The organism is Citrobacter sp. 50677481 (assembly GCF_001463265.1).
In the GTDB taxonomy this organism is placed as follows: domain Bacteria; phylum Pseudomonadota; class Gammaproteobacteria; order Enterobacterales; family Enterobacteriaceae; genus Citrobacter_A; species Citrobacter_A sedlakii.
In genome coordinates this window covers 1-21,602 of the sequence record NZ_LNHZ01000018.1, presented here as the reverse complement: position 1 = coordinate 21,602, position 21,602 = coordinate 1, and the positions used below count along the sequence as shown (strand labels likewise).

Below are 21,602 nucleotides of genomic sequence, written 5' to 3'. Positions count from 1 at the left end.
CCGTCAGGGCGTTTATTCAGACTGTTCTGGGTTTTCCCGGAGTAATTCCATACTTTTTCACAACTCTATCCACAGAAAAGGTGAATAAGATCGGTCAAAAATGCCAGTTTCTGTTTATAACTTCGTTCTTAACTGTGAGTTATTCAATTGTTATTAGATACGCAGGTCGCTAACACAATGGTTTACCGCCTGTCAGGAGTGTGAAACAATCATTCATATATAAGGTTTACGTTGAGGTAGTCCGGTGATTGATGACGATGGCTACCGCCCAAATGTAGGTATCGTAATTTGTAATCGTCAGGGGCAAGTCATGTGGGCCCGGCGATTTGGTCAGCACTCCTGGCAATTCCCGCAAGGCGGAATCAACCCTGGAGAATCAGCAGAACAGGCGATGTACCGGGAACTGTTTGAAGAAGTTGGGTTAAGCCGTAAAGATGTGCGGATCCTGGCTTCTACTCGCAACTGGTTGCGTTACAAGTTACCGAAACGTTTGGTGCGTTGGGACACAAAGCCGGTTTGTATCGGCCAGAAGCAAAAGTGGTTTCTTTTGCAGTTGATGAGCGCGGACGCGGAAATCAACATGCAAACCAGCAGTACACCTGAGTTCGATGGCTGGCGTTGGGTAAGCTACTGGTACCCGGTTCGGCAAGTGGTTTCATTCAAACGTGATGTTTACCGCAGGGTGATGAAAGAGTTCGCAAGTGTCGTGATGGCGCTTCAGGAAGCGACGCCGAAGCCGCAAAGCGCGCCTGCTTATCGACGTAAAAGAGGTTAAGCCACGCAAATTATGCTCACCCGCCTGCGCGAAATAGTCGAAAAGGTGGCCAGTGCTCCACGTCTGAATGAAGCGTTGAACATCCTGGTCACCGACATCTGTCTGGCGATGGATACTGAGGTCTGTTCGGTCTACCTGGCCGATCACGATCGACGTTGTTATTACCTCATGGCGACGCGGGGGCTAAAAAAACCGCGAGGTCGCACGGTTGCGCTCGCCTTCGATGAAGGGATCGTCGGCCTGGTAGGCAGGCTGGCGGAGCCGATCAACCTTGCCGATGCGCAAAAACACCCCAGTTTCAAGTACATTCCCTCAGTTAAAGAAGAGCGCTTTCGCGCGTTTCTTGGCGTGCCGATCATCCAGCGGCGACAACTGCTGGGCGTGCTGGTGGTTCAGCAGCGCGAGCTGCGCCAGTACGACGAAAGCGAAGAATCATTCCTCGTCACGCTCGCCACCCAGATGGCGGCCATTCTTTCACAGTCTCAGCTCACCGCGCTGTTCGGTCAGTACCGTCAGACGCGCATCCGCGCGCTGCCCGCCTCGCCAGGTATTGCCATTGCCGAAGGCTGGCAGGACGCAACGCTGCCGCTGATGGAGCAGGTGTATCAGGCTTCCACTCTGGATCCGGCGCTAGAGCGCGAGCGTCTGACCGGCGCGCTCGAAGAAGCGGCGAACGAATTTCGCCGTTACAGTAAACGCTATGCGGCTGGCGCGCAAAAAGAGACGGCGGCGATATTTGATCTCTATTCGCACCTGCTCTCTGATGCCCGGCTGCGGCGGGAGCTGTTCGCCGAAGTCGATAAAGGCGCAGTGGCGGAATGGGCGGTCAAAACGATCATCGAGAAGTTTGCCGAACAGTTTGCGGCGCTGAGTGACAATTATTTAAAAGAGCGTGCGGGCGATCTGCGCGCGCTCGGCCAGCGCTTGTTGTTCCATCTTGATGACGCCATCCAGGGGCCAAACGCCTGGCCGGAGCGCTTTATTCTGGTTGCCGATGAGCTTTCCGCCGCGACGCTTGCGGAGCTGCCGCAGGACAGACTGGCTGGCGTTGTGGTTCGTGACGGCGCCGCCAACTCACATGCGGCGATTATGGTTCGCGCGCTGGGGATCCCGACCGTCATGGGGGCCGATATTCAGCCTTCGGTACTGCATCGGCGCACGCTGGTGGTGGACGGCTATCGTGGCGAACTACTGGTTGATCCTGAACCGGTATTGATCCAGGAATATCAGCGGCTTGTCAGCGAGGAGATCGCGCTCAGCCGTCTGGCGGAAGATGATGTCAACCAGCCTGCGCAGTTGAAAAGCGGCGAACGGGTTAAGGTGATGCTGAACGCCGGTCTGAGTCCGGAGTATGAAGAAAAACTCGGTAGCCGCATTGACGGTATTGGCCTGTACCGCACCGAAATACCCTTCATGCTGCAAAGCGGCTTCCCGTCTGAAGAGGAGCAGGTCGCGCAGTATCAGGGCATGCTGCAAATGTTTAACGACAAGCCGGTCACGCTGCGTACACTGGACGTCGGGGCGGACAAACAGCTGCCGTATATGCCGATCAGCGAAGAGAACCCGTGTCTTGGCTGGCGGGGGATCCGCATTACGCTCGATCAGCCGGAGATCTTCCTGATCCAGGTGCGTGCGATGCTCCGCGCCAACGCGGCAACGGGCAACCTGAGCATTTTGCTGCCGATGGTCACCAGCATTGATGAAGTGGATGAAGCGCGGCGGTTGATCGATCGCGCCGGGCGCGAAGTGGAAGAGATGATCGGTTACGCGATCCCTAAACCGCGGATCGGCATCATGCTTGAAGTGCCGTCAATGGTGTTTATGCTGCCGCATCTTGCCAGTCGCATCGACTTTATCTCGGTTGGCACGAACGATCTGACCCAGTACATTCTGGCGGTAGATCGCAATAACACGCGCGTCGCCAGTATTTATGACAGCCTGCATCCAGGCATGCTGCGCGCGCTGGCAATGATCGTGCAGGAAGCGGAGCGAAGCGGCATTGATCTGCGCCTGTGCGGTGAAATGGCCGGGGATCCCATGTGCGTACCGATCCTGATTGGTCTTGGGTTCCGCCATCTTTCGATGAACGGCCGTTCGGTAGCGCGAGTGAAATACCTGCTTCGCCATATCGATTTCGAAGACGCGAAGGTGCTCGCCCGGCGCAGTCTGGAGGCGCAGCTGGCGACGGAGGTCCGGCATCAGGTCGCAGCCTTTATGGAGCGGCGTGGGGTCGGCGGTTTGATCCGCGGCGGACTGTGATTACGCAACCGTTTCCAGTGCGTTTGTCCGTTGCCTGACAGAACTTTTACAACCCGACGCAACTGCCGCGCGCCCCTTATGCTATTATTCGCACCTTCGGAGCGCCTGTAACCTGCGGGCGTGCATCTCGCGCGCTGACTTATTTCAGCAAAATTACAAGAACTTGTGGTGACAGATGACCAGTAGCTATCTGCATTTTCCGGAATTCGATCCGGTCATTTTCTCAATTGGACCCGTCGCGCTTCACTGGTACGGCTTAATGTATCTGGTGGGGTTCATTTTTGCGATGTGGCTGGCGACGCGGCGTGCCAACCGCCCGGGCAGCGGCTGGACCAGGAATGAAGTCGAAAATTTACTCTATGCAGGCTTCCTCGGGGTATTCCTCGGCGGACGTATTGGCTACGTGCTGTTCTATAACTTCCCGTTGTTTCTGGAAAATCCCCTGTATCTGTTCCGCGTCTGGGACGGCGGCATGTCCTTCCACGGCGGCCTGATCGGCGTGATTCTGGTGATGATCATTTTTGCCAGACGCACAAAGCGTAACTTCTTCCAGGTTTCTGATTTTATCGCGCCGTTGATCCCGTTTGGCCTGGGCGCGGGCCGTCTGGGCAACTTTATCAACGGCGAACTGTGGGGGCGTGTGGACCCTGATTTCTCTTACGCCATGCTGTTCCCTGGCTCGCGTACCGAGGATATTCTGCTGCTGCAAACGCATCCGCAGTGGCAGTCTATTTTTGACACCTACGGCGTCCTGCCTCGCCACGCTTCCCAGCTCTATGAAATGGTGCTGGAAGGGATAGTCCTGTTTATCATTCTTAACCTGTTTATTCGTAAACCGCGACCGATGGGCTCCGTATCCGGATTGTTTTTGATTGGTTACGGCGCGTTTCGTATCATCGTGGAATTCTTCCGCCAGCCGGATGCGCAGTTTACCGGCGAATGGGTACAGTACATCAGCATGGGGCAGATCCTCTCAATTCCGATGATTGTCGCTGGTGTGATCATGATGGTTTGGGCTTACCGCCGCAGCCCGCAGCAACACGTTTCCTGAGGAACCATGAAACAGTATTTAGAACTGATGCAAAAAGTGCTGGATGAAGGCACACAGAAAAACGACCGCACCGGAACCGGAACGCTTTCCATTTTTGGTCATCAGATGCGTTTTAACCTGCAGGAAGGATTCCCGCTGGTGACGACAAAGCGTTGTCATCTGCGCTCGATCATTCATGAACTGCTGTGGTTCCTGCAGGGTGACACCAACGTCGCTTATCTGCATGAAAATAATGTCTCCATCTGGGATGAATGGGCGGACGAAAATGGCGATCTCGGTCCGGTTTACGGCAAGCAGTGGCGTGCCTGGCCGACGCCTGACGGCCGTCATATCGACCAGATCACCACGGTGATGAATCAGCTGAAAAACGACCCCGATTCGCGCCGTATCATCGTTTCTGCCTGGAATGTCGGCGAACTGGATAAAATGGCGCTGGCGCCCTGCCATGCGTTCTTCCAGTTCTATGTGGCGGACGGCAAGCTCTCCTGCCAGCTTTATCAACGTTCTTGCGACGTGTTCCTCGGCCTGCCTTTCAACATCGCCAGCTACGCCCTGCTGGTGCATATGATGGCGCAACAGTGCGACCTGGAGGTGGGCGATTTCGTCTGGACCGGTGGCGACACCCACCTGTACAGCAACCATATGGAGCAAACGCACTTGCAGTTAAGCCGTGAACCGCGCGCGCTACCGAAACTGGTGATCAAGCGTAAGCCGGCATCGATCTTCGACTATCGCTTTGAAGACTTTGATATTGAGGGCTACGATCCGCATCCCGGCATCAAAGCGCCCGTGGCTATCTGACCCTTGCTATCCTGTCATGACCGACGCCACAGTGCGTCGGTTTTTTTTATTCTGATACCGTTCTTTCGGCGCGGATTCCAACGATTCTGCAATCTGCTGCAACGCCGTAAATATTCTTCGTAACGCGCCGAATAATCCGCGTTCTCCCCTCGTTTTTATTTTTCGCCTGGCCATACTGCCGCTATGAAAAAACAGCAGGGTTATACGCTCATCGAAATGCTGGTCGCGATGCTTATTATCGTCAGCCTGAGTGCAACGGGACTGTATGGCTGGCAACGCTGGCAGCAACAGCAGCGCTTATGGCAGACCGCCTGCGAACTGCGGGATTATTTGCTTCAACTGCGTGAAGATGCCAACTGGCATAACCGCGACCATACCATTGCCGTCAACAGGGAGGAGGAAAGAGAGTGTCTTGTCAGTTCGCTTGCCCAACAAACGACCTGTCTGCCACGTTCCGCGTTGGTTTTTACGCCGCGTTGGCACGACATCGCCATCGCGGAGATCACGCCGTCGCTGGCCTTCTTTGGCCTGCGCAACACTGCCTGGGCCGGACATATCCGCCTGAAAAACCCGGCGGGCGAATGGCGTCTGGTTGTGTCGCCGTGGGGGCGCATTCGTCTGTGCGAGCGCGACAACACCGAGGCCTGCCGATGAACGAACGCGGATTTTCATTGCTCGAAGTTTTAATCGCGATGGCCATCGGTAGTGTACTGCTGTTGGGTGCCGCCCGCTTTTTGCCCGCGTTACAGCGCGACATTTTGCAGCATACCCGAAGGCTTTCGCTGGAAGACGATGTGTGGCAGCGGGTGTATACCGTCGCGAAGCATCTTCAGCGAGCCGGGTATTGTTATGGTAGCTGCAAGGGAAAAGGGTTGTTTATTGCCCAACAGGGGCAATGCGTGATCGCGCAGTGGGATGCCAACGGTAACGGTATCTGGGAGCGCGAGCCGCTAAAAGACGCCGAACAGATTGGGTTTCGTCTTAGCGGTAGCGCACTGGAAACATTGCGGGGGGCAAGAAGCTGTACCGACAAAGGTTGGGATAAAATGACCGATCCAGACACCGTTCAGATCACCGGGTTTGTGGTTGAACGGCAAGACACTGCTGGTTTTGCACCCGAACTGACCCTACGGTTGCGCGGCGAGAGCCGGGCCCGTCCGCGGATGGCGATTGACGTGTTATATAGCGTGACGGGATTTAATCTGTGAACCGTGAGCGAGGCGTCTCTTCTCTTGCACTGGTACTGTTGCTGTTGGTACTTGGGAGCCTGCTGTTGCAAGGGCTAAACCAGCAGCAAACGCATTTTTCCCGGCGCGTGGCGCTGGAAAGCCAGGCCTTACAGCGTCAGGCGCTGGTGCAGTCAGCCATAGAGTGGGGCAGAATGCAGCATTGGGGCACAGGCGCTGAAAAACAGTGTCGGTATTATGCGGCGGAAAGGGTTCCCGTCTGCCTGCGTCAGATCGATGGAAAACGCGCGCTGCTTATTGCAAGCTGGCAGGGGACATCATTATGGCGACAGGCGGAACAGCGCGAAGAAAGCGTCGTGTTTTCTCCGTCTGGCTGGAGCGATTTTTGCCCGCTGCGGGAGGTTGCGCTATGCCAGCTTCCCTGAGCCGCCAGCGTGGTTTTAGCCTGCCTGACGTGCTGTTAGCCATGCTGTTGATGGTCATGGTGGTCACCGCGCTTTCCGGGTATCAGCGTGCGCTAATGAACAGTTTTGTCGTGAACGGCCAGTATCTGCAACAGTGGCGACTCGCCTGGCGACAAACGCAACTGCGGCCATTATCGCCACCTGATAACTGGCGGGTTAACCGGATGCAGACAACGCAGGCCGGATGTGTCAGCATCAGCGTTCAACTGGTTTCACCGCTGGGCAGACAGGGCGCGATGACGCGTCTGCACTGTCCTAATCGTTAGTTGTCAGGAGTCTCTATGTTAAGGGTCTACCACTCAAACCGTCTGGATGTGCTGGAAGCGTTGATGGAGTTTATCGTCGAGCGCGAGCGGCTGGACGATCCGTTCGAGCCAGAAATGATACTGGTGCAGAGCACCGGTATGGCGCAGTGGTTACAAATGACCCTTTCGCAGAAGTTTGGCATCGCCGCCAATATCGAGTTTCCCCTGCCGGCGAGTTTTATCTGGGACATGTTTGTTCGCGTGTTGCCGGAAATTCCTAAAGAGAGCGCATTTAGCAAACAGAGCATGAGCTGGAAACTTATGACGCTGTTGCCACAGCTTCTGGAGCAAGACGACTTCGCGTTGCTGCGCCACTATCTGACGGACGACAGTGACAAACGCAAACTATTCCAGCTTTCTTCGCGCGCGGCGGATCTGTTCGACCAGTACCTGGTTTACCGTCCTGACTGGCTGACGCAGTGGGAAACAGGGCGCAGGATTGAGGGGCTGGGCGAGGCTCAACGTTGGCAGGCGCCGCTGTGGAAGGCGCTGGTGGAATACACCGCGGAGTTAGGACAACCGCGCTGGCACCGCGCTAACCTTTACCAGCGTTTCATTCAGACTCTTGACAGCGCCAGTTCCTGTCCGCCCGGGCTGCCTTCTCGGGTGTTTATCTGCGGAATTTCCGCGCTACCGCCCGTCTATTTGCAGGCGCTGCAGGCCCTCGGTAAACATATCGACATTCATTTACTTTTTACCAATCCCTGCCGTTATTACTGGGGTGATATTAAAGATCCGGCCTGGCTGGCAAAGCTGCTGGCGCGTCAACGGCGGCACAGCTTCGAAGAGCGCCATTTACCGTTGTTTCGTGATAATGCGAAAGCCGAAAGCTTATTTAACCGCGACGGAGAACAGGACGTCGGCAATCCAATGTTGGCGTCATGGGGGAAGCTGGGACGAGACTATATTTACCTGCTCTCCGAACTGGAAAACAGCCAGGAGCTGGATGCGTTCGTCGACGTCACGCCGGATAACCTGCTGCACGCTATTCAGGCCGATATCCTTGAGCTGGAGAACCGCGCGGTAGCGGGCGTGAATCTGGAAGAATATTCGCGCAGCGACAGTAAGCGTCGGCTTGACCCGAACGATACCAGCGTTACTTTTCACGTGTGTCATAGTCCGCAGCGAGAAGTGGAAGTGCTTCACGATCGCCTGCTGGCAATGCTTGAGGCCGATCCCTCGCTGACACCGCGCGATATTATCGTAATGGTGGCGGATATCGACAGCTATAGCCCGTTTATTCAGGCGGTATTTGGCAGCGCGCCGCCTGAGCGTTATCTGCCCTATGCCATTTCGGATCGCCGCGCCCGCCAGTCTCACCCGGTTTTGCAGGCGTTTATCAGTCTGCTGTCACTGCCTGACAGCCGCTTTGTTTCTGAAGATGTGCTGGCTTTACTGGATGTGCCAGTGCTGGCGGCGCGTTTTAATATCAGTGAAGAAGGGCTGCGCTATCTGCGGTTGTGGGTTAACGAATCCGGCATCCGTTGGGGGATTGATGACGATAACGTACGGGAGCTGGCGCTTCCGGCGACGGGGCAGCACACCTGGCGATTTGGCCTGACGCGAATGCTGCTCGGCTACGCGATGGAAAGCGCGCAGGGCGAATGGCAGTCCGTCCTGCCGTATGACGAATCCAGCGGGCTGATTGCGGAACTGGTTGGGCATCTTGCGTCTCTGCTGATGCAGCTCAACATCTGGCGACGTGGACTGGCGCAGGAGCGGCCTCTGGAGGAGTGGTTACCCATTTGCCGGGACATGCTCAACGATTTTTTCCAGCCGGACAGCGAAACGGAAGCCGCCATGACGCTGATAGAGCAGCAGTGGCAGACGATTATTGCCGAAGGAATAGGCGCGGAATATGGCGATGCGGTACCGCTTTCGCTACTGCGTGATGAACTGGCGCAGCGACTGGATCAGGAGCGAATCAGTCAGCGATTCCTGGCCGGCCCGGTGAATATCTGTACCCTGATGCCGATGCGGTCCATCCCGTTCAAAGTGGTTTGTTTGCTGGGAATGAACGACGGCATTTACCCACGCCAGCTGCCCCCGCTTGGTTTTGACCTGATGAGCCAGAAGCCAATGCGTGGCGATCGCAGTCGTCGGGATGATGACCGCTACTTATTCCTGGAAGCATTAATTTCTGCCCAACAGACGTTGTATATCAGCTACATCGGGCGCTCCATTCAGGATAACAGTGAACGCTTTCCTTCGGTACTGGTGCAGGAACTGCTCGACTATATCGGACAAAGCCATTATTTGCCGGGCGACGAGGCGCTGACCTGCGATGAAAGCGAGGCGCGGGTGAAAGCACATATTGCCTGTCTGCATACGCGAATGCCGTTTGACGCGCAGAACTTCCAGCCTGGCGAGTTGCAGAGCTACGCCAGCGAGTGGTTGCCAGCGGCCAGCCGTAGCGGAAAGGCCCATAGCGATTTTGTCCAGCCGCTGGAATTTGCGATGCCGGATTCGTTGAATCTCGACACGCTTCAGCGTTTCTGGGCGCATCCGGTACGGGCGTTTTTCCAGATGCGATTGCGGGTTAATTTTCGCGCTGAGGAGAGTGATATTCCGGACACGGAGCCTTTTACTCTGGAAGGTTTAAGCCGTTATCAGCTCAACCAGCAGTTGCTGAACGCGCTGGTCGAGCAGGGCGATGCGGAAAGCCTGTTCCGTCGTTTCCGCGCGGCGGGCGATCTGCCTTACGGGGCGTTTGGCGAAATTCTCTGGGAAGCTCAGCATCAGGAAATGCAGACGCTGGCCGACAAAATTATTGCCTGTCGCCAGCCGAGTCAGAGTCTGGAAATCGATCTCGACTGTCACGGCGTCCAGTTGACCGGCTGGCTGCCGCAGGTGCAGGAGGACGGCCTGTTACGCTGGCGGCCTTCCCTAATCAGCGTTTCGCAGGGCGTGCAACTTTGGCTCGAACACCTTGTCTATTGTGCCTGCGGGGGAAAAGGCGAAAGTCGGCTGTTTTTGCGAAAAGACGGCGAATGGCGCTTCCCGCCGTTAGAAAAAGAGCAGGCGTTAGGCTACCTTGCGCAACTGATTGAAGGCTATCGCGAAGGGATGTCCGCGCCGCTTCTGGTTCTGCCGGAAAGCGGCGGCGCGTGGATAAAAGCCTGTTACGACGCGGCAAATGATGCCATGTTAGAGGACGACGACACGCGCCAGAAGGCCCGCACGAAGTTTTTGCAGGCTTACGAAGGGAATATGGTCGTGCGTGGCGAAGGCGATGATATCTGGTATCAGCGCCTGTGGCGGCAGCTGGAGCCAGACACGCTTGAGATGATACTCGCGCAGTCGCAACGTTACCTGCTTCCGCTTTTCAGATTTAATCAGTCGTCATGATTGTATAAAAATTGCGCAATTTAAAGGCTTCCTTTAAGATGCGTTGCCCTGCCCGGAGTCGCAAACGGCGTGTCTTTGCGCAGAAAGAAAGTTAATGATGAGGTTTTTGAATGCCCCGCAGCACCTGGTTCAAAGCGTTACTGTTGTTCGTCGCCTTTTGGGCGCCCTTAAGTCAGGCAGACACCGGTTGGCAACCCATAGCGGAAACTATCCGGAAAAGCGACAAAGATACCCGTCAGTATCAGGCCGTGCGTCTGGATAATGACATGGTGGTTTTGCTGGTATCCGATCCGCAGGCGGTAAAATCCCTCTCTGCGCTGGTGGTACCCGTTGGTTCGCTTGAAGATCCGGAGGCGCATCAGGGGCTGGCGCACTATCTTGAGCATATGTGTCTGATGGGATCGAAAAAATACCCTCAGGCCGACAGCCTTGCTGAATATCTCAAACTGCACGGCGGCAGCCATAACGCCAGCACCGCGCCGTATCGCACCGCTTTTTATCTGGAAGTCGAAAACGACGCTCTGGCCGGAGCCGTTGATCGATTGTCAGACGCCGTCGCACAACCGCTTCTGGATAAAAAATATGCGGATCGTGAACGCAACGCGGTGAACGCAGAGTTGACGATGGCGCGTACCCGTGACGGGATGCGAATGGCGCAGGTCAGCGCAGAAACCATCAACCCTGCGCACCCGGGCTCACGCTTTTCCGGTGGAAACCTGGAAACCCTGAGCGATAAACCCGGAAACCCGGTGCAACAGGCGCTGGTCGACTTCCATAAAAAATATTACTCCGCCAACCTCATGAAAGCGGTGATATACAGCAATAAGCCGCTGCCGGAGCTGGCGAAGATGGCTGCTGAAACCTATGGTCGGGTGCCGAATAAAAACATCGAAAAACCGGCTATCACCGTCCCGGTGGTCACCGACGCGCAAAAAGGGATTATCATCCACTACGTTCCCGCGCTGCCGCGAAAAGTGCTGCGCGTCGAGTTTCGCATCGACAATAACAGCGCGCAGTTTCGCAGCAAAACGGACGAACTGATCGCATATTTGATCGGTAACCGTACGCCAGGCACGCTTTCTGACTGGCTACAAAAGCAGGGACTGGTGGAAGGTATTCGCGCGGACTCCGATCCGGTAGTGAATGGCAACAGCGGCGTGCTGGCAATTTCGGCTACGTTGACCGACAAAGGGCTGGCCCAACGCGAAGAGGTTGTCGCCGCTATTTTCAGTTACCTCAATCTGCTGCGTGAAAAGGGAATTGATAAGCGCTACTTTGACGAACTGGCGCATGTACTTGACCTCGACTTCCGTTATCCGTCAATTACCCGCGATATGGACTACGTCGAGTGGCTGGCGGATACCATGATCCGCGTACCGGTGGCGCATACTCTCGACGCCGTAAACATTGCCGATCGTTACGACGCCAAAGCGATAAATGCGCGTCTTGGCATGATGACGCCGCAAAATGCGCGTATCTGGTACATCAGCCCGAAAGAGCCGCACAATAAAACCGCTTACTTTGTCGATGCGCCGTATCAGGTTGATAAAATCAGCGAGCAGACGTTTGCTGCATGGCAGAAAAAAGCGCAGGGCATTACCCTGTCGCTGCCGGAGCTTAACCCCTATATTCCTGACGATTTCACCCTGACTAAACCGCAAAAGTCATACACCCGCCCGGCGCTGATTGTCGATGAGCCGGCGCTGCGTGTGGTTTACGCGCCAAGCCAGCACTTTGCCAGCGAACCCAGGGCGGACGTCAGCGTCATTTTGCGCAACCCTAAAGCGATGGACAGCGCCAGAAATCAGGTGATGTTTGCCCTGAATGATTATCTGGCGGGGATCGCGCTCGATCAGTTAAGCAACCAGGCCTCCGTCGGCGGGATCGGCTTTTCCACGAACGCGAATAATGGTCTGATGCTGAATGCCGACGGTTATACGCAGCGCTTGCCGCAGCTTTTCAAGGCGCTGCTTGAAGGGTATTTCACCTATAGCGCGACGGAAGAACAGCTGGAACAGGCGAAATCCTGGTACAGCCAGATGATGGATTCCGCTGAGAAAGGTAAAGCTTACGAGCAAGCCATCATGCCGGTGCAGATGATCTCGCAGGTGCCTTATTTCACCCGCGATGAGCGTCGCGCGCTGCTGCCGTCAATCACGCTGAAAGAGGTGATGGAGTATCGTGAGGCGTTAAAAACCGGCGCGCGTCCGGAGTTCCTGGCTATCGGCAACATGAGCGAGGCGCAGGTGACGTCAATGGCGCGCGATATCCAGAAACAGCTGGGCGCGAACGGCTCTGAGTGGTGTCGTAATAAAGATGTGGTGGTCGATAAAAAGCAGTCCGTGATTTTTGAAAAAGCGGGCAGCAGTACAGACTCCGCACTGGCGGCGGTCTTTGTGCCCACGGGCTACGACGAGTATGCCAGCTCGGCCTACAGTGCGATGCTCGGTCAGATTGTGCAGCCGTGGTTTTACCATCAGCTTCGTACTGAAGAACAACTGGGTTACGCGGTATTCGCTTTCCCGATGAGCGTAGGGCGTCAATGGGGGATGGGCTTCCTCCTGCAAAGCAGCGACAAACAACCTAAGTATTTGTGGGAGCGTTATAAAGCGTTTTTCCCAACGGCGGAAGCAAAACTACGGGCAATGAAGCCGGAAGAGTTTGTGCAGATCCAGCAGGCGATCATTGCGCAAATGGTGCAGGCGCCGCAGACGCTGGGTGAAGAAGCATCGAAAATCAGCAAAGATTTCGATCGCGGCAATATGCGTTTCGATTCGCGTGATAAAATCGTCGCCCAGATAAAACTGCTGACGCCACAGAAGCTCGCGGATTTCTTCCATCAGGCGGTGGTCGCGCCGCAAGGCATGGCGATACTGTCGCAAATTTCCGGTGGTCAGAGCGGGAAGACGGGTTACGCCCGCCCGGAAGGCTGGAAAGTGTGGGATAACGTCAGCGCGTTGCAGCAAACTTTGCCCCTGATGAGTGATAAGAATGAATGATGTTGCCGAGTCCCTTGATCCCCTGCGCTTGCCCCTTACGGGCGAGCGCCTGATTGAAGCCTCGGCGGGGACCGGCAAAACCTTTACCATCGCAGCGCTTTATTTGCGCCTGTTGCTTGGACTCGGCGGTACAGCCGCCTTTCCTCGTCCGCTCACCGTGGAAGAACTCCTGGTGGTGACCTTCACCGAGGCCGCCACCGAAGAACTCCGCGGCCGTATTCGCAGCAATATTCATGAGCTGCGTATCGCCTGCCTGCGCAAGTCCACCGATAACCCGCTTTATGCCAGCCTGCTGGATGAGATCGCCGATACCGAACAGGCGGCCCAGTGGCTGCTGCTGGCTGAGCGGCAGATGGACGAGGCGGCGGTGTTTACTATCCATGGTTTTTGTCAGCGCATGCTGAGCCTGAATGCCTTTGAGTCCGGCATGCTGTTTGAACAGCAATTGATTGAGGACGAATCCCTTCTGCGCTATCAGGCGTGCGCGGATTTCTGGCGTCGCCACTGCTACCCCTTACCGCGTGAAATCGCTCAGGTGGTATTTGAGACCTGGAAAGGTCCTAAGTCGCTGCTTGCCGATATCAATCGCTATTTGCAGGGGGAAGCGCCGGTCATTAAAGCGCCGCCGCCCGATGACGAAACGCTAGCCTCCCGTCATGACGCCATCGTCGGACGGATCAACGCGCTCAAGCAAAAGTGGTGTGAATCAGTCGATCAACTGGAGGGGCTGCTGGAATCCTCTGGCATTGACCGGCGCAAATTTAATCGTGGTAATCAGGGTAAATGGATCGAAAAGATCAGCGCCTGGGCGCAGGAAGAGACCCTGAGCTACCAGCTCCCGGACGCGCTGGAGAAATTTTCGCAGCGTTTTTTGCAGGAACGGACCAAAGCGGGCGGCGTCGTGCCGGAACATCCGCTGTTTGTCGCCATTGATGAACTGCTGGCGGAGCCTCTGACCATCCGGGATTTGGTGATCACGCGCGCGCTGGCGGAAATTCGTGAAACGGTTGCCCGCGAAAAGCGCCGCCGCGGCGAACTCGGGTTTGACGACATGCTCAGCAGGCTGGACGCCGCGCTGCGCAGTGAGAGCGGCGATGCGCTGGCGGCCGCCATTCGTACCCGTTTTCCGGTCGCGATGATCGACGAATTCCAGGACACCGATCCCCAGCAATACCGAATTTTCCGCCGTATCTGGCAGCGGCAGCCGGAGACGGCGCTGTTACTGATCGGCGACCCGAAGCAGGCGATATATGCATTTCGCGGCGCGGACATTTTCACGTATATGAAAGCGCGTAGCGAAGTGAACGCGCACTATACGCTCGATACCAACTGGCGTTCCGCGCCAGGAATGGTCAACAGTGTTAACCGACTGTTCGGCCAGATGAACGATGCCTTTATGTTTCGTGAGATTCCGTTCCAGCCAGTTAAGTCAGCCGAAAAAAACCAGTCGCTGCGCTTTGAGTTTCGTGGCGAAGCACAGCCCGCGATGACAATGTGGCTGATGGACGGGGAAGGCTGCGGCGTGGGGGATTACCAGAGCTACATGGCGCAGGTCTGCGCTGCGCAAATCCGCGACTGGCTGGAAGCCGGGCAGCGTGGCGACGCTCTGCTCATCCGCGGTGAGCGCGCGCAAGCGGTGAGCGCGTCCGATATCAGCGTACTGGTCAGAAGCCGCCAGGAAGCCGCGTTGGTGCGCGATGCCCTGACCCTGCTTGCCATTCCTTCTGTCTATCTATCCAACCGCGACAGCGTGTTCGACACGCTGGAAGCCCAGGAAATGCTCTGGGTGCTGCAGGCAGTCATGAACCCGGAGCGGGAAAATACCTTACGTAGCGCGTTAGCTACTTCGATGATGGGACTGAACGCCCGTGATATCGAAACGCTTAATCAAAGCGAAAGCGCCTGGGATCGGGTGGTGGAAGAGTTTGTCGGCTATCGTCAGATCTGGCAGAAGCGCGGCGTCATGCCGATGCTGCGCGCGCTGATGTCGGCGCGTCATATCGCGGAAAACCTGCTGGCAACGGCAGGGGGCGAACGTCGCCTGACCGATATTCTGCACATCAGCGAGCTATTGCAGGAGGCGGCGTCGCAGCTGGAGAGCGAACATGCGCTGGTACGCTGGCTTTCTCAACATATTCTTGAGCCGGACAACAATGCCGCCAGCCAGCAGATGCGTCTGGAAAGCGATAAGCATCTGGTGCAAATCGTCACCATTCATAAATCGAAAGGGCTGGAATACCCGCTGGTGTGGCTGCCGTTTATCACCCACTTTCGCGTTCAGGATCAGGCGTTTTACCATGATCGTCAGTCCTTTGAAGCGGTACTGGATCTCAGCCATGCGGAAGAGAGCATTGCGCTGGCCGAAGCCGAGCGGCTGGCGGAAGATCTGCGGTTGCTATACGTGGCGCTGACCCGTTCCGTCTGGCACTGTAGCCTGGGCGTTGCGCCTCTGGTGCGCCGCCGGGGCGACAAAAAAGGCGATACCGATGTGCATCTGAGCGCGCTTGGCCGTCTGCTGCAAAAAGGCGAGCCGAAAGATGCCGCCGGGCTTCGCGCCGCGATTGAAGCGCTGTGCGATGAGCATATTCATTGCCGGACCCCGGACGTGATCCGTCCTGAGTCACTGCCAGCCTTCGCGGAAAGCGAGGCGGCGCTGAGTGTTCGTCATGTACTGCGCACCCCCGGCGATAGCTGGCGTGTGACCAGTTATTCCGGCCTGCAGCAGCGCGGACACGGCATCGCTCAGGATCTTATGCCGCGACTGGATATCGATGCCGCAGGAGTCGGCGAGGTGGTGGACGCCCCTGAACTGACGCCGCACCAGTTTCCGCGCGGCGCGTCGCCGGGCACGTTCCTGCACAGCCTGTTTGAAGATCTCGACTTTACCCAGCCGGTTGATCCCGTCTGGGTGCGGGAAAAGCTTGAATTGGGCGGCTATGAGGCGCACTGGGAACCGACGCTTACCCAGTGGATCGCGGCGATTTTACGCACGCCCCTCAATGAAACGGGCGTCAGCCTGAACCAGCTTTCGGCGCGTGAAAAACAGGTTGAGATGGAGTTTTATCTGCCGATCGGCAAGCCGCTGGTCGCTGCGGAACTTGATGCGCTTATTCGTCAATATGATCCGCTCTCGGCGGGCTGTCCGCCGCTGGATTTCACACAGGTTCGTGGGATGCTGAAAGGCTTTATCGACCTGGTGTTTCGTCATCAAGGCCGCTATTACCTGCTGGACTATAAGTCAAACTGGCTGGGCGACAATAGCCAGGCCTACACGCCGGAAGCGATGGCGGCGGCAATGCAGGCACACCGCTACGATTTACAGTATCAGCTTTATACCCTGGCGCTGCATCGCTACCTGCGACATCGCATTGCGGATTATGACTATACGCGCCACGTTGGCGGCGTGATTTATCTGTTTTTACGCGGAGTGGACAGCGAACAGCCGCAGCAGGGGATTTTCACTACCCGCCCTGACAGCGAGCTGATTACCCGTATGGATGAGATGTTTGCGGGTATGACAGAGGAGGAGACGCGATGACGTTACAGGAGCGACTGCTCGACGCTGTGGAACAAAAACAGCTTCGCCCGCTGGACGCGCAGTTTGCGCTGGCGGTAACTGGCGAGAATGAGCCTGCCGTGACGCTGGCGGCGGCGTTGTTGAGTCGGGACGCCGGAGAGGGACATGTCTGTTTACCGCTTGCGCGCCTGACGCAGAAGGATGATCTGCCACCGGTGCTGGTCGCCTGCCTGAGTGAGATCGGCGAGCCAGCAGACTGGCGTGAATGTCTGCTGGCCTCCAGCGCGGTCAGCCGCGGCGAGCGTCCCTCGCCGATGATTCTCTACGGCGATCGTTTGTATCTGAATCGCATGTGGTGTAACGAACGGACGGTAGCGCGGTTCTTTAGCGAAGTAAATCAGCCCATTGCGGTGGATGAAGCCCTGTTGTCGCAAACGCTGGAAGCGCTATTTCCGGACGCTGATGACATTAACTGGCAAAAAGTGGCGGCGGCGGTCGCGCTGACCCGACGGATTTCGGTGATTTCCGGCGGGCCGGGGACGGGAAAAACCACAACCGTGGCGCGACTGCTGGCGGCGTTAATTCAACTGGCGGACGGCGAGCGGTGCCGCATCCGGTTGGCGGCGCCGACGGGCAAAGCGGCAGCGCGGCTGACCGAATCATTAGGTAAGGCCCTGCGCCAGCTTCCGCTGACAGACGAACAGAAAAAACGCATTCCTGAAGAGGCCAGCACGCTGCACCGGCTGTTGGGCGCCCAACCGGGCAGTCAGCGCTTGCGCCATCACGCGGGTAACCCGTTGCATCTGGACGTGCTGGTGGTTGATGAAGCGTCTATGATTGACCTGCCGATGATGTCGCGCCTGATTGACGCGTTGCCGCCGCATGGGCGGGTGATTTTCCTCGGCGATCGCGACCAGCTGGCGTCGGTAGAAGCAGGGGCGGTGCTCGGTGATATCTGCGCGTATGTGAACGCGGGTTATACGCCGGAGCGGGCGCAACAGTTGACCCGCCTGACCGGTATGCCCGTCCCGGCAGGTACCGGTACTGAAGCCGCTTCCCTGCGGGACAGCCTGTGTCTGTTGCAAAAAAGCTATCGCTTTGGCAGCCATTCCGGCATTGGCCAACTGGCGGCGGCGATCAACCGGGGCGATAAGGCGGCGATAAACACCGTCTTTCAGCAGGATTTTGCAGATATTGAGAAACGGATATTGCAGAGCGGGGAAGACTACAGCGCTATGCTTGATGACGCGCTGCGCGGCTACGGACGCTATCTGCAATTGCTTTCACAGCGTGCGGAACCAGACGCAATCATTGAGGCTTTCAATGAATTCCAGTTGCTCTGCGCGCTCCGTGAAGGGCCGTTTGGCGTCAGCGGACTGAATGAACGTCTTGAGCAGGCTATGCAGCAGAAGCGGAAAATTCGCCGTCTGCCGCATTCCCGTTGGTATGAAGGGCGGCCAGTTATGATTGCCCGCAACGACAGCGCGCTGGGGCTGTTTAACGGCGATATCGGCATTGCGCTTGAGCGCGGGGACGGCTTACGGGTTTGGTTCGCGATGCCGGACGGCAGCATCAAAGACATACAGCCCAGCCGCCTGCCGGAGCATGAAACAACGTGGGCAATGACGGTGCATAAATCGCAGGGATCGGAGTTCGACCATGCGGCGCTGGTGTTGCCCACCCAGCGCTCGCCGGTGGTGACCCGCGAACTGGTGTACACTGCTGTAACCCGCGCGCGCCAGCGGCTGTCGCTGTATGCCGATGAGCGCATTCTGAGCAGCGCGGTGGCCACTCGCACTGAACGCCGAAGCGGTTTGTCCGCGTTGTTCAATGGCGAAGGCTAACTGTCTGGCCGGAGAAGCGGTTGCGCGTTCCGGCCCCCGCTTATCCTAAATCCGCCATCAGCACTTTTGAACGCCGCTGGTAGTTGTACATCTCTTTTTTGCTTTCCGGCAACAAATCAATGTCCACCGGCGTAAAGCCGCGCTCCTGGAACCAGTGAATGCTGCGGGTGGTGAGTACGAACAGCTTGCTCAGGCCAATTTGCTTTGCCTGGGCGGCAATGCGTTCCAGCAGAACTTCTCCCCGCGAGGAGCTACGGTAGTCCGGATGCACCGCCACGCAGGCCATCTCGCCGATTTTTTCTTCCGGGAAGGGGTACAGGGCGGCGCAGGCGATGGTCATGTTATCGCGCTGAATAATGGTGAATTTGTCGATCTCCATCTCCAGTTGTTCGCGTGAGCGGCGCACCAGGATCCCCTGCTGCTCCAGTGGGCGAATCAGTTCCAGAATGCCGCCGATATCGTTTATGGTCGCGCGACGAATTTGTTCGGCGCTTTCCATTACGATCTGGGTCCCGATGCCGTCACGGGAGAACAGCTCCTGCAACAGCGCGCCATCTTCCTGATAGCTAATCAGATGACAGCGGCGCACGCCGCTGCGACAGGCTTTCACCGCCCCACGCAGAAAACGCACGGTGCCGGAGTTGTAATCGCCTTTTTCTTCCTGCGCCTCAACCCGGGCCTGCGCTTCGTTGGGGAACAGTTCAGAGACGATATCGCCGTCCTCGTTGGTCACGCCCTGAGACGAACAGAAGCCAATCATCTTTTCTGCTTTCAGCTTGATCGCCAGTTGGGTGGCGATTTCTTCCGACGTCAGGTTGAAACTTTCGCCAGTCACCGAGACCGCGACCGGGCCCATCAGTACGATCGCGCCGCTGTCTAACTGCCGGTGGATCGCCTCTTCGTCAATACGGCGAATGCGTCCGCTGTGGCAATAGTCGACCCCATCGTCGACGCCCAGCGGTTGCGCGATAATAAAATTCCCGCTGACCACGTTAATGTGCGCGCCCTGGAGCGGCGTATTGTTCAGGCTCATTGATAAGCGCGCAGTGATATCCAGCTGCAAGGTGCCCGCTGCCTGTTTAACCAGTTCCAGTGTTTTGGCGTCGGTGACACGCGTATTTTTGTGATACATCGGCTCATGATGATTCACGGCCAGGTTGGCGTCGATTTGCGGACGCGCGCCATATACCACCACCAGGCGAATGCCAAGGCTATGGAGAAGGCCAATGTCGTTGACAATACTGGAAAAGTTTTCATGCTCAATGGCTTCGCCACCAAGCATAATCACAAACGTTTTTCCCCGATGGGTATTGATATAGGGAACAGAATGGCGGAATCCCTGTACCAGTTCGGTTCTACGTTCCTTCACCACGGCCTACCCTCACTGCATGATTATTCGTAATTATTGTATTTTTATTCTGTTTCTTCGCCATGCGCAAGCGCAAATTTTAATCCGGGCAAAGTTTTTTCTCAGTAATACCGTGAATACCAAAAGAATGTTTACCCTTTTATTGATGACAGATTATGCGTCATTCGCTAAAGTTTCCGGTCAATTTGGACGTTTACTCACTCAACACCGTTAAGATTTACTTTGCTCGGGAGAAGCATGTCGGGATCACATCCACCCATCAGCCGCCGTCGATTACTACAAGGGGCGGGCGCCATGTGGCTATTGAGCGTCAGTCAGGTCGGCCTGGCTGCCACCAGTCAGGTCGTTGCGGTTCGTATTTGGCCAGCGTCGAGTTACACCCGTGTGACGGTGGAGTCGAACCGACAGTTGAAGTACAAACAGTTTGCCCTGAGCAATCCTGAGCGCGTGGTGGTGGATATTGAAGGGGTAAATCTGAACTCGGTGCTGAAAGGCATGGGGGCGCAAATTCGTCCTGATGATCCTTATATTAAGTCGGCGCGGGTAGGACAATTCGACCCGCAGACCGTCCGAATGGTGTTCGAACTAAAGCAAAACGTGAAGCCGCAGCTGTTCGCGCTGGCGCCGGTTGCCGGGTTTAAAGAGCGTCTGGTCATGGATCTTTATCCTGTCAATGCGCAGGATATGCAGGATCCATTGTTGGCGCTACTGGAAGATTACAACAAGGGCGATCTGGATAAACAGGTACCGCCTGCGCAGAGCGGGCCGCAGCCGGGGAAAGCCGGGCGCGATCGCCCGATTGTGATCATGCTTGATCCGGGACACGGCGGAGAAGACTCCGGGGCGGTCGGCAAATACAAAACGCGTGAAAAAGACGTGGTGTTGCAAATCGCCCGGCGCTTACGCGCGCTGATCGAAAGAGAAGGCAATATGAAGGTCTATATGACGCGGAACGAAGATATCTTCATTCCGCTGAAGGTGCGTGTGGCGAAGGCCCAGAAACAGCGCGCAGACCTGTTTGTGTCGATTCACGCGGACGCCTTTACCAGCCGCCAGCCCAGCGGGTCATCGGTATTCGCGCTTTCCACCAAAGGGGCGACCAGTACGGCAGCGAAATATCTGGCGCAAACGCAGAACGCCTCGGACTTAATTGGCGGCGTGAGCAAAAGCGGTGACCGCTACGTCGACCATACGATGTTCGATATGGTGCAGTCGCTGACCATCGCTGACAGCCTGAAATTTGGTAAAGCGGTGTTGAACAAGCTCGGCAAGATTAACAATCTGCATAAAAATCAGGTCGAACAGGCCGGGTTTGCGGTGCTGAAAGCGCCGGATATTCCGTCGATTCTCGTCGAAACGGCGTTTATCAGTAATATTGAAGAAGAACGCAAGCTTAAAACCGCAAAGTTCCAGCAGGAAGTGGCCGAGTCGATTCTTGCCGGGATCAAAGCCTATTTTGCCGACGGGGCAACATTGGCGAGAAGAGGATAAACAGAGAGGCCGGAGAAGGCGCAGGTGTCGCCGCCCGGCCGCGTTTGGTCACCAGAAAAATCTTTTACGGACCGCAGAAACAAAAAAACACCCGTTAAGGTGTTTAGTATTGGTTGCGGGGGCCGGATTTGAACCGACGACCTTCGGGTTATGAGCCCGACGAGCTACCAGGCTGCTCCACCCCGCGTCCGT

General features: G+C 56.5%; 14 protein-coding genes and 1 tRNA gene. 13 read left to right on the top strand and 2 right to left on the bottom strand.

Annotated features, from left to right (window positions below; translation table 11 throughout):
• Positions 1-244 precede the first annotated feature (244 nt).
• The 12 genes from rppH to recD all read left to right on the top strand — a co-directional run bounded on the left by rppH (position 245) and on the right by recD (position 18,550).
• Positions 245-775, top strand: coding sequence for an RNA pyrophosphohydrolase (rppH, locus tag APU02_RS04945; RefSeq protein ID WP_042288915.1), 531 nt, complete (start codon positions 245-247; stop codon positions 773-775).
• A gap of 12 nt (positions 776-787) precedes the next feature.
• A complete protein-coding gene (gene ptsP, locus APU02_RS04940) occupies positions 788-3,034 on the top strand; it encodes a phosphoenolpyruvate--protein phosphotransferase (RefSeq protein ID WP_060569437.1) in 2,247 nt (748 codons plus the stop codon).
• A 175-nt stretch (positions 3,035-3,209) separates the two neighbouring features.
• A complete protein-coding gene (gene lgt, locus APU02_RS04935; protein ID WP_042288910.1) occupies positions 3,210-4,085 on the top strand; it encodes a prolipoprotein diacylglyceryl transferase in 876 nt (291 codons plus the stop codon).
• Between the two features lie 6 nt (positions 4,086-4,091).
• Entirely contained in the window at positions 4,092-4,886 is a 795-nt protein-coding gene (thyA, locus tag APU02_RS04930; protein WP_042288907.1) for a thymidylate synthase, read from the top strand.
• 183 nt (positions 4,887-5,069) lie between these two features.
• A complete protein-coding gene (locus APU02_RS04925; protein WP_060569436.1) occupies positions 5,070-5,540 on the top strand; it encodes a prepilin peptidase-dependent protein in 471 nt (156 codons plus the stop codon).
• Positions 5,531-6,094 carry a prepilin peptidase-dependent protein gene (locus APU02_RS04920; protein ID WP_042289061.1) on the top strand — a complete coding sequence of 188 codons (564 nt, stop codon included), beginning with the start codon at positions 5,531-5,533 and terminating at the stop codon, positions 6,092-6,094. The genes APU02_RS04925 and APU02_RS04920 overlap by 10 nt, the downstream gene beginning before the upstream one ends.
• Positions 6,091-6,498, top strand: a complete 408-nt coding sequence (locus tag APU02_RS04915) for a DUF2509 family protein (RefSeq protein ID WP_060569435.1) — start codon at positions 6,091-6,093, stop codon at positions 6,496-6,498. The genes APU02_RS04920 and APU02_RS04915 overlap by 4 nt, the downstream gene beginning before the upstream one ends.
• Positions 6,483-6,803, top strand: coding sequence for a prepilin-type N-terminal cleavage/methylation domain-containing protein (locus tag APU02_RS04910; protein WP_042288899.1), 321 nt, complete (start codon positions 6,483-6,485; stop codon positions 6,801-6,803). The genes APU02_RS04915 and APU02_RS04910 overlap by 16 nt, the downstream gene beginning before the upstream one ends.
• 15 nt (positions 6,804-6,818) lie before the next feature.
• The gene (gene recC / locus APU02_RS04905; protein ID WP_060569434.1) at positions 6,819-10,190 is read left to right on the top strand and encodes an exodeoxyribonuclease V subunit gamma; all 3,372 of its coding nucleotides are present in this window, start codon (positions 6,819-6,821) and stop codon (positions 10,188-10,190) included.
• 110 nt (positions 10,191-10,300) lie between these two features.
• The gene (ptrA, locus tag APU02_RS04900; protein ID WP_060569433.1) at positions 10,301-13,189 is read left to right on the top strand and encodes a pitrilysin; all 2,889 of its coding nucleotides are present in this window, start codon (positions 10,301-10,303) and stop codon (positions 13,187-13,189) included.
• The gene (recB, locus tag APU02_RS04895; protein ID WP_060569432.1) at positions 13,182-16,727 is read left to right on the top strand and encodes an exodeoxyribonuclease V subunit beta; all 3,546 of its coding nucleotides are present in this window, start codon (positions 13,182-13,184) and stop codon (positions 16,725-16,727) included. The genes ptrA and recB overlap by 8 nt, the downstream gene beginning before the upstream one ends.
• On the top strand, positions 16,724-18,550 hold the full coding sequence (recD, locus tag APU02_RS04890; protein ID WP_060569431.1) for an exodeoxyribonuclease V subunit alpha: 1,827 nt from the start codon (positions 16,724-16,726) through the stop codon (positions 18,548-18,550). The genes recB and recD overlap by 4 nt, the downstream gene beginning before the upstream one ends.
• A 40-nt stretch (positions 18,551-18,590) precedes the next feature.
• Here the strand turns inward: recD and argA are convergent, their stop codons facing one another.
• A complete protein-coding gene (gene argA / locus APU02_RS04885) occupies positions 18,591-19,922 on the bottom strand; it encodes an amino-acid N-acetyltransferase (protein ID WP_060569430.1) in 1,332 nt (443 codons plus the stop codon).
• Between the two features lie 234 nt (positions 19,923-20,156).
• Here argA and amiC point away from each other — a divergent pair, with 234 nt between their 5' ends.
• A complete protein-coding gene (amiC, locus tag APU02_RS04880; protein ID WP_042288884.1) occupies positions 20,157-21,410 on the top strand; it encodes an N-acetylmuramoyl-L-alanine amidase AmiC in 1,254 nt (417 codons plus the stop codon).
• A gap of 110 nt (positions 21,411-21,520) precedes the next feature.
• Here amiC and APU02_RS04875 read toward each other — a convergent pair.
• Positions 21,521-21,597 (bottom strand) — tRNA-Met (locus APU02_RS04875).
• Positions 21,598-21,602: the final 5 nt, after the last annotated feature.

Bases quoted from the DNA above. Each gene is read 5' to 3' on its own strand.
- recD (WP_060569431.1), top strand. From the start codon at position 16,724: ATGACGTTACAGGAGCGACTGCTCGACGCTGTGGAACAAAAACAGCTT.
- lgt (WP_042288910.1), top strand. From the start codon at position 3,210: ATGACCAGTAGCTATCTGCATTTTCCGGAATTCGATCCGGTCATTTTC.
- APU02_RS04910 (WP_042288899.1), top strand. From the start codon at position 6,483: ATGCCAGCTTCCCTGAGCCGCCAGCGTGGTTTTAGCCTGCCTGACGTG.
- recB (WP_060569432.1), top strand. From the start codon at position 13,182: ATGAATGATGTTGCCGAGTCCCTTGATCCCCTGCGCTTGCCCCTTACG.
- thyA (WP_042288907.1), top strand. From the start codon at position 4,092: ATGAAACAGTATTTAGAACTGATGCAAAAAGTGCTGGATGAAGGCACA.
- APU02_RS04925 (WP_060569436.1), top strand. From the start codon at position 5,070: ATGAAAAAACAGCAGGGTTATACGCTCATCGAAATGCTGGTCGCGATG.
- ptsP (WP_060569437.1), top strand. From the start codon at position 788: ATGCTCACCCGCCTGCGCGAAATAGTCGAAAAGGTGGCCAGTGCTCCA.
- ptrA (WP_060569433.1), top strand. From the start codon at position 10,301: ATGCCCCGCAGCACCTGGTTCAAAGCGTTACTGTTGTTCGTCGCCTTT.
- recC (WP_060569434.1), top strand. From the start codon at position 6,819: ATGTTAAGGGTCTACCACTCAAACCGTCTGGATGTGCTGGAAGCGTTG.
- amiC (WP_042288884.1), top strand. From the start codon at position 20,157: ATGTCGGGATCACATCCACCCATCAGCCGCCGTCGATTACTACAAGGG.